This window comes from Streptomyces sp. NPDC001530 (genome assembly GCF_042894545.1).
Lineage (GTDB): Bacteria > Actinomycetota > Actinomycetes > Streptomycetales > Streptomycetaceae > Streptomyces.
In genome coordinates, this window is the sequence record NZ_JBIAVS010000004.1 from 100,736 (window position 1) to 110,949 (window position 10,214).

Annotated in this window: 14 protein-coding genes; 7 read left to right on the forward strand and 7 right to left on the reverse strand. The window is 71.0% G+C overall.

Annotation, left to right across the window (positions count from 1 at the left end; genetic code table 11):
• Positions 1–59: 59 nt before the first annotated feature.
• Positions 60–1,010 carry a L,D-transpeptidase gene (locus tag ACFY0T_RS08410; protein ID WP_388865975.1) on the reverse strand — a complete coding sequence of 317 codons (951 nt, stop codon included), beginning with the start codon at positions 1,008–1,010 and terminating at the stop codon, positions 60–62.
• Between the two features lie 111 nt (positions 1,011–1,121).
• Here ACFY0T_RS08410 and ACFY0T_RS08415 point away from each other — a divergent pair, with 111 nt between their 5' ends.
• The 4 genes from ACFY0T_RS08415 to ACFY0T_RS08430 all read left to right on the forward strand — a co-directional run bounded on the left by ACFY0T_RS08415 (position 1,122) and on the right by ACFY0T_RS08430 (position 2,905).
• Positions 1,122–1,664: a SigE family RNA polymerase sigma factor gene (locus tag ACFY0T_RS08415; RefSeq protein WP_388865977.1), complete on the forward strand. Its 543-nt coding sequence runs from the start codon at positions 1,122–1,124 to the stop codon at positions 1,662–1,664.
• Entirely contained in the window at positions 1,654–2,367 is a 714-nt protein-coding gene (locus ACFY0T_RS08420; RefSeq protein ID WP_388865979.1) for a L,D-transpeptidase, read from the forward strand. The genes ACFY0T_RS08415 and ACFY0T_RS08420 overlap by 11 nt, the downstream gene beginning before the upstream one ends.
• Before the next feature lie 77 nt (positions 2,368–2,444).
• Entirely contained in the window at positions 2,445–2,615 is a 171-nt protein-coding gene (locus ACFY0T_RS08425; protein WP_388865982.1) for a hypothetical protein, read from the forward strand.
• 11 nt (positions 2,616–2,626) lie between these two features.
• The gene (locus ACFY0T_RS08430; protein WP_388865985.1) at positions 2,627–2,905 is read left to right on the forward strand and encodes a ribosomal protein L7/L12; all 279 of its coding nucleotides are present in this window, start codon (positions 2,627–2,629) and stop codon (positions 2,903–2,905) included.
• 52 nt (positions 2,906–2,957) lie between these two features.
• On the opposite strand, the gene ACFY0T_RS08435 is transcribed toward ACFY0T_RS08430, so the two are convergent.
• Complete coding sequence (locus tag ACFY0T_RS08435; protein ID WP_388865987.1) at positions 2,958–3,782, reverse strand: hypothetical protein; 825 nt, start codon at positions 3,780–3,782, stop codon at positions 2,958–2,960.
• Positions 3,783–3,955: 173 nt separating this feature from the next.
• Between ACFY0T_RS08435 and ACFY0T_RS08440 the strand changes: the two genes are divergently transcribed.
• Positions 3,956–4,309, forward strand: coding sequence for a MerR family transcriptional regulator (locus ACFY0T_RS08440; RefSeq protein ID WP_388865990.1), 354 nt, complete (start codon positions 3,956–3,958; stop codon positions 4,307–4,309).
• A 214-nt stretch (positions 4,310–4,523) separates the two neighbouring features.
• A complete protein-coding gene (locus tag ACFY0T_RS08445; RefSeq protein ID WP_010986199.1) occupies positions 4,524–4,727 on the forward strand; it encodes a cold-shock protein in 204 nt (67 codons plus the stop codon).
• Positions 4,728–4,932: 205 nt separating this feature from the next.
• On the opposite strand, the gene ACFY0T_RS08450 is transcribed toward ACFY0T_RS08445, so the two are convergent.
• Positions 4,933–5,352, reverse strand: a complete 420-nt coding sequence (locus ACFY0T_RS08450) for an ATP-binding protein (protein WP_388865993.1) — start codon at positions 5,350–5,352, stop codon at positions 4,933–4,935.
• Between the two features lie 192 nt (positions 5,353–5,544).
• The gene (locus ACFY0T_RS08455) at positions 5,545–6,009 is read right to left on the reverse strand and encodes a cupin domain-containing protein (protein WP_388865996.1); all 465 of its coding nucleotides are present in this window, start codon (positions 6,007–6,009) and stop codon (positions 5,545–5,547) included.
• A gap of 79 nt (positions 6,010–6,088) precedes the next feature.
• On the opposite strand from ACFY0T_RS08455, the gene ACFY0T_RS08460 reads away from it, so the two are divergent.
• Entirely contained in the window at positions 6,089–7,021 is a 933-nt protein-coding gene (locus tag ACFY0T_RS08460) for an FkbM family methyltransferase (protein ID WP_388865999.1), read from the forward strand.
• Positions 7,022–7,041: 20 nt separating this feature from the next.
• Here the strand turns inward: ACFY0T_RS08460 and ACFY0T_RS08465 are convergent, their stop codons facing one another.
• The 3 genes from ACFY0T_RS08465 to modA are packed head-to-tail and all read right to left on the reverse strand — an operon-like array spanning position 7,042 to position 9,888.
• Positions 7,042–8,178 (reverse strand): ABC transporter ATP-binding protein, encoded by a 1,137-nt coding sequence (locus ACFY0T_RS08465; protein ID WP_388866002.1) that lies wholly within the window; start codon positions 8,176–8,178, stop codon positions 7,042–7,044.
• A gap of 31 nt (positions 8,179–8,209) precedes the next feature.
• Positions 8,210–9,073 (reverse strand): ABC transporter permease, encoded by an 864-nt coding sequence (locus ACFY0T_RS08470; RefSeq protein WP_388866005.1) that lies wholly within the window; start codon positions 9,071–9,073, stop codon positions 8,210–8,212.
• A complete protein-coding gene (gene modA / locus ACFY0T_RS08475) occupies positions 9,070–9,888 on the reverse strand; it encodes a molybdate ABC transporter substrate-binding protein (protein ID WP_388866009.1) in 819 nt (272 codons plus the stop codon). The genes ACFY0T_RS08470 and modA overlap by 4 nt, the downstream gene beginning before the upstream one ends.
• Between the last annotated feature and the right edge of the window lie 326 nt (positions 9,889–10,214).

Here is a 10,214-nt window from a genome sequence, read left to right on the forward strand (position 1 = left end):
CCAAACTCCGGTCACCCGCACCCCGGATGACACCGGAGCCGACATTTCTCGCGCGGGCTTCACGAGAGCGCGCTCCCCGCCCGCCACTGCTCCCAGCTCAAGTTCCAGTCGCCGTATCCATTGCCGACGGCCACCGTGTCCTTGGAGCCGACGACCGTGACGACGTCGCCGGGGATGACCTCGTCGTAGAAGCGCTTCGCCGTGCCGTCGGTGGCGAGCCCGACGCACCCGTGGGTGACGTTCTGGTGGCCGGCGTACGTGTTGGCCTTCGGGTTCTGGTGCAGGTAGGTGCCCGAGGTGGTGAGGTGCACGGCGTAGGAGTAATAGCCCGCGTACGCGTCGCCGTAGCCGACCGTGTGCGCGTCCATGAAGACCTTGGTCGCCTTGTCGGAGACGACCATCGTGCCGTTCCAGGTGTCCATGCCCGGGGCGCCCGCGGTGATCGGAACGCGGCGCGTCGAACCGGCCTTCTCCACCGTCATGGTGTGTGTACGGACATCGACCGTCGCGACGAGGGAGCGGCCCACCGTGACATGGCGAGTGATCCCGGCACCGGCCCGGACGGTGACCTCGGTGCCGGGCTTCCAGTACGCGCGCGGCCGGAAGTCGACGCGCTGCCCGTCCAGCAGATTGCGGTCCTTGACCCAGCTCCAGGAACCCTCGGCATCCGCGGTGACCTTCAACTGCCGCTCCACGTCCGCCCGTTCGGCGGCAGGTATCACATGGTCGAAGGTCACGGAGATGGGCATGCCGACGCCCACGGTCTGCCCGTCGGCGACGTTGACCCGTACGCCCTTCAGGGACTTGAGAGGTTGGGGCGCGGGCTTGGACGTGGACGTCGGTCTGCCTGCGGGGTTGACGGTCGCGGTGCCCTTCGGCTCGGCGTCCGTACCTCCGTTTCCGTCGGCCAACGCCCGCGCCGAGCAGCCCGTGAGCGCCAGCGCGCACACGGCCGCCGCGCTCCAGGCGCGGGCGAACCGGCCGCGGCCGCCCCTGAGTCCCGTGGTCATCGTGATCCCCCTGAGGTGTGTTTCGATGTGCGACGTACGGGACCTGTACGCACGGCAGGGACGGCCGGGTTGCATCGGGCCGCGGAATTTCCGGAAACTCCGGCGGGGGGCATGACCGAGGAAGAGTTCGACGCGTTCTACGCGACCGCGTTCCCCCGGCTGACCGGCCAGCTCTACGCCTTCACCGGGGACCACGGCGAGGCGCAGGACGTCGTCCAGGAGGCGTTCGTACGCGCCTGGGACCGGCGGCGGGAGTTCCTCGCCGACGGGGCACCCGAGGCGTGGATACGGACCGTGGCGATGCGGCTCGCGGTGAGCCGCTGGCGCCGTGCGCGCCACTGGCTGGAGCTCGTACGGCGCACACCGCCGCCCGAGCACACGCCGGGACCCGACCCCGAGCGCACCGCGCTGGTCGCCGCGCTGCGCACGCTGCCGGAGGCGCAGCGCAGGGCGCTGGTCCTGCACCATCTGTGCGACCTCAGTGTCGAGCAGGTAGCCTCCGAAACCGGTGCCCCCGTGGGCACGGTCAAGGCCCGCCTGTCCCGCGGCCGGGCGGCGCTGGCGCGGGTGCTGTCGGCGGACTCGGCGGATGCGGCGGCGGATGCGGCGGACCCGGCCGACGAGGGGGAGAGGGAGGACGACCGTGTCCGATGAACTCACCTCGGACCTGCGGGAGGTGGCGGCCCAGGGCGAGACGCTCCCGTCGTTGTCGGGCGCGGAGATCCGCGTCCGGGCGGTACGCCGTCGACGTCGCCGCCGTACGGCCTTCGCCGTGACCGGCGCCTGTGCCGTGGCGGGACTGGCCCTCGCCGTGGTCATGAATCTCGGCGGCGGCACGGACCAGCGCCCGTCCCCGGCCGCGAGCCCCACCGGCACGCCCAGCCTTCCGGCCGCGCCCGACGCCACGGTCGACCTCTCACGGCGGGTGATCTCGGTCGCGGGCCGGGAGCTGCCGCTGTCGTCCGGCTCCGCGTGGCGGCCCACGGCGGCGGTCCGGATGACGGTCACCGCGAAGGAGCCCGTCAAGCTGATGCCCGGCGAAGAGGCCGGTATCAAGGACGACTACAGCCTCAAGGTCCCCTGGGTGATCGAACTCAGCGCCTCCGACGGGACCGGCCGGACGAACTACATCGCCGCCCTCACCTACGACGAGAAGGCCCCCGGCAACTATGACCGCACGACCGGCTGGATCGGCCTGCGCCAGACCGACGCGAAGTGGCTGTACGAGCAGCTGAGTCCGGGCTCGGTGATCGAGATCGAGGGGAGGGCACCCTCGCCCTCGCCGACCGTGAGGCCGACGACCACGCCCCCCGCGGCGACTTCGGGTGTGGGCGGCACGGGAACCTCGGGCGGTTAGACGGCCGTGCCGCTCGTGATGTCCAGGTGGGCGTCGAGGGCGGCGAAGGTCGCGGCGGGCTGTTCGATGTGGGGCAGGTGACCGGCTTCGAACACCACCTCACGGAGGCGGGCGAACGCGTGCTCGTGGCGGGCCGTGCGGTGACCCTGGACGTCCTCACGGCTTCCTTCGCGCCGCTCACAGCCGACGAACGGGCCACGCTGCTGGGCCTGTTGCGCCGCATCGGCTCGCCGGCCGACGCGTCCTAGGATCGGTGACCATGGAAATAACGGGTCTCTTCGTCCTCGCCGCGCTCATGATCGCGAGCTTCGCGGGACTGGAAAGCAAGCTCGGCCGTGCCGACCGCAGGATCGCCCGCGTCGAGCACAAACTCGACCTGATCCTCGACCACCTCGGCCTCCACCAGGACGACCCGCAGCTCCCTCAGGTCGCCGCCCTCCTCCGCGACGGCAAGAAGATCCAGGCCATCAAGGCCTACCGCGAGGCCACGGGCGCCGACCTCAAAGAGGCCAAGGAAGCGGTCGACCGAATGAGCTGACGCCGCCCCCGGCCGACCACCAGCGTTTTCTTCGCCCACGGGTTCGGCGGGGTCAGCCCTCGGTGGGTGGGGGTGTCTTGCCGGCCAGGACGTCCTTGAGGCGTTGGGCGCCGGCCTGGGCGGCCTGTTGGGTGGAGTCCTCGTCGGCGCCGTCGAGGCCGCCGTTGGTGAGGGACAGGGCGCTGTCGCCGACCCGCACGGCGGCGAAGTCCAGCGTCAGCGTCGAGGGATCGCCCTCCAACTCGCCGGTCATGGTGACGCGCAGACCCTGTCGGGCGTCGCCCACGTCCGGCAGCGATGTCGAGATGACCTGGACAGTCTGCTGTCCACCCTTGTTGTCCACGGCCGTGAACTGGTCGCATGTGTCCGGCAGCGTCTTCAGCCACGCCAACTTCGCCTCCACCTCGGCCTGCCCGTACGCAGCGACCTGGTAGTGCATCTGCCCGTCGTCGTCGCTGTCGTCGCTGTCGTTGCTGTCGTCGAAGCCGGTGACGCCCCGGGCCCCCTTGGGCTCCCCGAGCAGGTCCTCCGCGTAGAGACCGTCCAGCAGCTGCTGACAGTCGGCGGCGTTCCCCTTGTCCGTGACGAAGGCCTCCGTGTCGACCTTGCTCTTGAGCAGCGCGTCCCGCCAGGTCGCCGAGCCCTCTGTCTCGGTCCACTGCGACCCCAGGTCGGAGTTGGTGATCAGCGCGGCCTGGGCCTGCTCCTCGCTCAGCGTGCGGACGGCGGACGCCGCAGGGGAGTCCTTGGCCGCGGGCGACGCGGAGACCCCCGTACGGCCGGAACCACCGAAGCCGCCGAGGCTCGAACACGCGGCCGTCGACAGCAGCATGCCCGCGGTCAGGGCGGACGCGAGGAGACAGGACGGACGGTTCATGGCGGCGGCCTCCCGAGAACACGGTGTGTCCTCCCACGCCACCACCGGCCACGGGCTCCCACCAGCGCACCGGGCCGTCCGGGTGAGCCAGGGTCGGCCCCGGGCCCAACCCGGCTCCGCCCGTTGGCGGACACCCTTGGGCTGGCTTCCGTCGATCTGTCAGAGTGGAGGTGATGCACCTGCCCCAGGGACCTACAGCGACCCCCACCGAAGCGAGCCCCACCGACCGTTTCGAAGACGACGACTACCCCGCGTACACGATGGGCCGCGCCGCCGAGATGATCGGTGCCACCCCCGCGTTCCTGCGCGCCGTCGGCGAGGCGGGACTGATCACCCCGCTGCGCTCCGGGGGCGGCCACCGCCGCTACTCCCGCAGCCAGCTGCGCGTCGCGGCCCGCGCCCGCGACCTGGTCGACCAGGGCACTCCGGTCGAGGCGGCCTGCCGCATCGTGACCCTGGAGGACCGCCTGGAGGAAGCGCTGCGGCTCAACGCGGAACTGCGCGCATATCTGTTTCGGCCGATGTAGAAATTGGATCGCGGCGCCGCCAGAATTTTTTATTCCCCCGGACGGAGTGAGATAGTGCGCCACCCTCCGGGAGCCGTACCGTGCTAGTGTCGATATCAGTTGCAGTTGTGGTTCCCAAAGTTTTTCCGGTGCGTTTTCCGGACGGGGCAATCATCGCGGCGACGCGGGTCCACACAGTGTGGGCCTTCGAGCTTTGCCCCGAAGGAGATATGACATGGCTACTGGCACCGTGAAGTGGTTCAACGCGGAAAAGGGCTTCGGCTTCATCGAGCAGGACGGCGGCGGCGCCGACGTCTTCGCCCACTACTCGAACATCGCCACCCAGGGCTTCCGTGAGCTCCAGGAAGGCCAGAAGGTGACCTTCGACGTCACCCAGGGCCAGAAGGGCCCGCAGGCGGAGAACATCGTCCCCGCCTAGTCCGGGACCCGCTGACGCCTGACTTCCGAGTCGGCCGACGCTTACAGGTGGCCGGGGCCAGCACCGTGAGGTGCGGCCCCGGCCACCTGCTTTTTGTTTCCCCCGGCATGCCCGTGAATTTCTGGCGAATTTCCCGGCGGCTCTACCCACTTTCGGCGCAGCAAAACAATATTTCGGCCGCGGTACTACACGGCACTCCGCCGCACTACACGGCCAGCACCGCGCGCACCGTCTTGCCGCCGAAACCGGTGCTGACGACCTCCAGACGGTGGGCCAGGAGCTGGACCATCGCGAGTCCGCGGCCGCTCTCCGAGTCAGTGTCCAGCGGGCCCACGCGGGGCCGCCCGGGGCTGTCGTCGTGGACCTCGACGGTCAGCTGCCCGTGCCCCAGCTGCAGGCGCAGCCGACAGCCGGTGCGGCCGTGCCGTACGGCATTCGCGACGAGTTCGGAGGCGATCAGCGTGGCGTCGTCCACCTGGTCGGCCGTCGGTGGCGCCATCAGCGGCCGCGGCCGGGTGAGGAACGCCGACGTCAACCTGCGGGCCCTGCCCGCCGAGACAGCCGCACGCGGCAGTGTGTACTCCACGCGGGCGGTCGGCCGGACGGCGCGCTGGTGCGCACGCATGACTGACACCTCTTTCCCCCTCCCAGGACAACCGGCACCCGGCGGCTCCATCCCCGCCGACCGGGACCCGCGCGATACGGTGCGCGGCCGGTCCTGCCTCCGGGTGATGCCCGCCCCTGGCGATCCGCAACCAGCGCCGTACGTCACAAAGCCGCCACACGGCCGTCCGGGGCAGGTCTCGGTCGCTGGGTCTCAGAGCCCCGAGTCGAGCATCCGGAAGTCCTCGTAGTCGAAGCCGGGGGCCACTACGCAACTGACCAGGACCTCCTGGTCCGTCGCCGGGCGGGCGGACTGCCAGACGCCGCCGGGGATGAGCGCCTGGGGGCGTTCGCCGGCCTCGATGGCGGGGCCGAGGCGGACGACCGTGGGGGTGGACTCGGGGGTGTTGCCGTCGCCGCCGAGGAGCAGGTCCAGGGGGCCGCCGCGGTGCCACAGCCACAGTTCGTCGGAGCGCACCCTGTGCCAGGCGGACGTGTCGTGCGGGGTGAGCAGGAAGTAGATCGCGGTCGCGGCGGCGCGGGGGCCGGGGTAGCCGTCGGGGTGGAAGGCCTGCGGCGCCGCCCATGTCTCGACGAACCAGCCGCCCTCGGGGTGCGGTTGCATGCCCAGTTCGGCGGCGAGCGGAGGGACGGCGGACGGCGTCTCTGGAGAGGTCACCACATGCCTGTACCACGCAGAGGAAAGCAGTTCAACCAACTCCCGGTGCACGCCCCGGCATGTCTGAAAGGCTGTGGTCATGCCGACCCTTCACAGAAAACTGCTAGGGCTGCTTCCCCGGATAGGGGTGCGGGTTCTGGATCTCGGTTCGGGTGCAGCGGTGGTCTACCGGCGCGGCAAGCGCACCCGCCTGCCGGTGGGGCCGGGCGCCGACCTGGTCCTGCGCGGCAGCGCCATGGCGTGGAAGAGCGTGCCCCTCGGCGACACCGGCGCCCGTCTCCTCCTCGACGAGAAGGCAACGGACGAACGCCGGTTCCAGCTGGCGGCGGCCTCCTATCTGTGCGGCCAGCACGTCGCCGCCCTCCTCGACCGGTACGAGGTGAACTGCGTCTTCGACGTGGGCGCCAACGCCGGCCAGTACGGACGGCAGTTGCGCCGCTTCGGCTACACCGGCCGGATCGTCTCCTTCGAACCCACGGCGGAGGCCTTCGCCAAGCTCCAGAAGGCTGCCGAGGACGACCCCGACTGGTGGGTGTACCAGCTGGGGCTGGGGCGTGCGGACGCCACCCAGTCCATCCATGTGGGTTGGAACACCATGAACTCCCTTCTCCCGCCCAGCGATTACGGCAAGGACCGCTACAAGCGGTTCGCGAAGACCCGTACCGAGGACATCGAGATCCGCCGGCTCGACGGCGTGATGGACAAGGCGCTCGCCGGGATCACCGATCCCCGGCCCTATCTGAAGATGGACACCCAGGGGTACGACCTGGAGGTATTCGCGGGCGCCGGGGACCGCCTCCCCGAGTTCGTCGGGATGCAGTCCGAGGTCGCGACGCTGCGGCTGTACGAGGGCAGCCCCCGGATGGGCGAGGCGATCGCCGTGTACGAGGAGAGCGGGTTCGAGATCACGGGCATGTACCCGGTGTCGCGGGAAGCGGCAACGGGACGGGTGGTCGAGTTCGACTGCGTGATGGTGCGCGCTTCCGCGGTACCGGTCGAGGACGCGGGATAGTCACGCCGGATACGGGATAGTCACGCCGGATACGCGTGCGTCTGCGCCGCCTTCACCGTCGCCCAGACCGTGGCGCCCGGGTGCAGGTCGAGTTCCGCCGCGGCGACCGTCGTCAGGTCGGCGGCGAGCGGGAGTTCGCCGGTGAGGTCCGCGCGGATCTGGTCGCCGTGGCTCTCCAGCCCGCCGACCCGGCACTGCCACAGATTGCGGGCGCTGGAGCCGGTCGGGCGGTCGCGGAACAGGGTGACGGCGCCGGGCGGGAAGGCCACGAAGACCGGTCCGTCGAGGTCCTCGGTCGTGGTGATCGCCGGGCCCGCGTCGAGACGTACGGTGTGGCCCTCGGCCTGCCCCCGGTAGAGGTTGAGGCCGACCAGCTGGGCGATGTAGTCGGTGCGCGGATGCCGGGCGATGTCCGACGGCGTCCCGTCCTGGACGACCCGGCCGTGCTCGATGACGACGAGCCGGTCGGCCAGCACCATCGCGTCCAGCGGGTCGTGCGTCACGAGTACGGCGACGGCTTCGAAGTCGGCCAGATGGCGCCGGAGTTGGGCCCGTACGTCGAGCCGTGTACGGGCGTCGAGCGCGGCCAGCGGTTCGTCCAGCAGGAGCAGCCGGGGGTGGGTGGCCAGCGCGCGGGCGAGGGCGACGCGCTGGGCCTGCCCGCCGGAGAGGCGGCGCGGCTTGGCCCCGGCGTGGTCGGCCAGTCCCATGCGCTCCAGCCACGCGGCGGCCTGCGCCCGCGCCTCCGCCTTCCCCGCGCCCTGGCAGCGCGGTCCGAAGGCCACGTTGTCGAGCGCGGACAGGTGCGGGAAGAGCAGGTAGTCCTGGAAGACCACGCCGACGGGTCGTGACTCGGGCGGCGTACGGTCCAACGCGGCGCCGTCCAGGCGCAGATGGCCCCCGTCGGACAGCGGAGTGAGTCCGGCCAAGGCCCGCAGCGCGGTGGTCTTGCCGGCGCCGTTCGGGCCGAGCAGCGCGACGACGTCGCCGGGGGAGGCGGTCAGCGCGACATCGAGGTGGAAGGCGCCGCGGTGGACGACGAGGCGGGCGTCGAGGCCCTTGTCGTGGGCGAAGCCCTTGCCGGACGCGAGGCCCTGGTCGGCGGCGAAGCCGTGGTCGGGGGCGTGGGGCACGTCGTCGAGGGGTGTGTCCGTCATGACGTCACCATCATCCACGCGGATACGTCCGTCATGACGCCGCCGTCATCCAGCGGTCCCGCAAGCCCGCGAGGACCGCGATCGACACGGCGAGCAGGACGAGGCTGAGGGCGATGGCGGCGGCCGGGTCGTTCTGCAGGGCCAGGTACACGGCCAGCGGCATGGTCTGCGTACGGCCGGGGAAGTTGCCCGCGAAGGTGATCGTCGCGCCGAACTCGCCGAGCGCGCGGGCCCAGGCCAGTACGGAGCCCGCCGCGATCCCGGGCGCGATCAGCGGCAGTGTGACCCGGCGGAACGCGGTGAAGCGGGAGGCGCCCAGCGTCGTGGCGGCCTCCTCGTAGCGCGGATCGGCCGCCCGCAGTGTGCCCTCCACGCTGATCACGAGGAACGGCATCGCCACGAACGCCTCGGCCACGATCACCCCGGCCGTGGTGAACGGCAGCGTGATCCCGAAGGCCGAGTCCAGCCACTGCCCGACGACGCCATTGCGGCCGAGGGCCAGCAGCAGGGCCACGCCGCCCACCACCGGTGGCAGCACGAGGGGCAGCGTTACCAGGGCCCGTACGAAACCGCGCCCCGGGAAGTCCGTACGCGCGAGAAGCCAGGCGAGCGGTACGCCGAGGACCAGGCTCACCGCGGTGGCCGCGGTGGCGGTGACCAGGGACAGCTGGAGCGCCTGCCAGACCTCCGTGCTGGTCAGCTGGTCGGGCAGGCTGCGCCAGGGGGCCCGTACGAGGAGGGCGATCAGGGGGAGGAGCAGGAAGGCCAGGCCGACGAGGGCGGGCAGGAGAAGGGGCAGCGGTGCGCCCAGCCGGCGACGGGTCCGGACACGCCGGCGCCGCGGCCCACCGGTCAGGGTGTCGACCGCGGTGTCGGCCTTGTCCAGGGCGGTCATGGCTGCAGGAACCCGGCCGCCGTGAGGACCTTCTGGCCCTCGGCGGACTTCACCAGCTCGATGAACGCCTTCGCCGCGGTCGCGTTGGGCGCGTCCTTGAGCAGGGCGATCGGGTAGTCGTTGATGGCCTTCGCCGACTCGGGGAACTCCACGCCCTCCACCTTGTCACCCGCCGCCTTCACATCGGTCTTGTAGACGACGGCGGCGTCGGCCTCCTTCAGTACGACCTTGTTCAGGGCGGACTTGACGTCCTCCTCGTAGGAGACCGGGGTGAGCTTGAGGCTGCTGGCGTCCAGCGCCTTCTGCGCGGCGGCGCCGCACGGGACCGTCTTGTCGCAGAGGACGACCTTGAGGCCGGACTTGGTGAGGTCCTTCAGGGAGGCGACCTTGTCGGGGTTGCCGGGGAGGGTCGCGATCTCCAGCTGGTTGCGGACGAAGGTGGCGGGCGTGGTCGCCGCGTCCTTCTTGTCCGTGACGATGGCCATCGTCTTCGGGCTGGCCGCGGCGAAGACGTCCGCCGGGGCTCCGCCCGTGATGCTCGCGGCGAGTGTGTCGCTGCCGGCGAAGCTGAAGACCACCTTCGTGCCGGGGTGCTCCTTCTCGAACTCCTTGCCCAGGGTGTGGAAGCTCTCCTTGAGTGAGGCGGCGGCGAAGACGGTCACCGTGCCGGAGAGCTTCGCCGACGAGGAGGCCGAGGAGTCGGATGTGGACGACGGGTCGTCGGAGGAGGAGCACGCGCTCAGGGCCAGCAGCGCGGCGGCGGCCGCACCCGCCATCTGCAGGGTCCGGCGGGGCCGACGAGCGTCACGGGTCATCACGGGGCTACTCCTCTGATCCTGTACTTCCTCAGGCAGGCATGCGCCGATCATACTGCCGCAGATGCAAGCCGGAAGTCTCTTGTCGCATCGCATGAGCTGCACGATCGGGGTGGCTGTACGCGCATGTGCGTTCGTACGGACCGTCGGCCGCGAGGAGCTTCTTTCGCCCCCTCCGCCCCTGCCCGTCCCGTACCAGCCTTTCGGCTGCGGGTGGGTGGGGGCTGGTCGCGCAGTTCCCCGCGCCCCTGAAGGGGCGCGGGGAACTGCGCAATCTTTTAGGGGGGTCTGGGGGGCGGAGCCCCCCAGGGACGGGACGGGCAGGG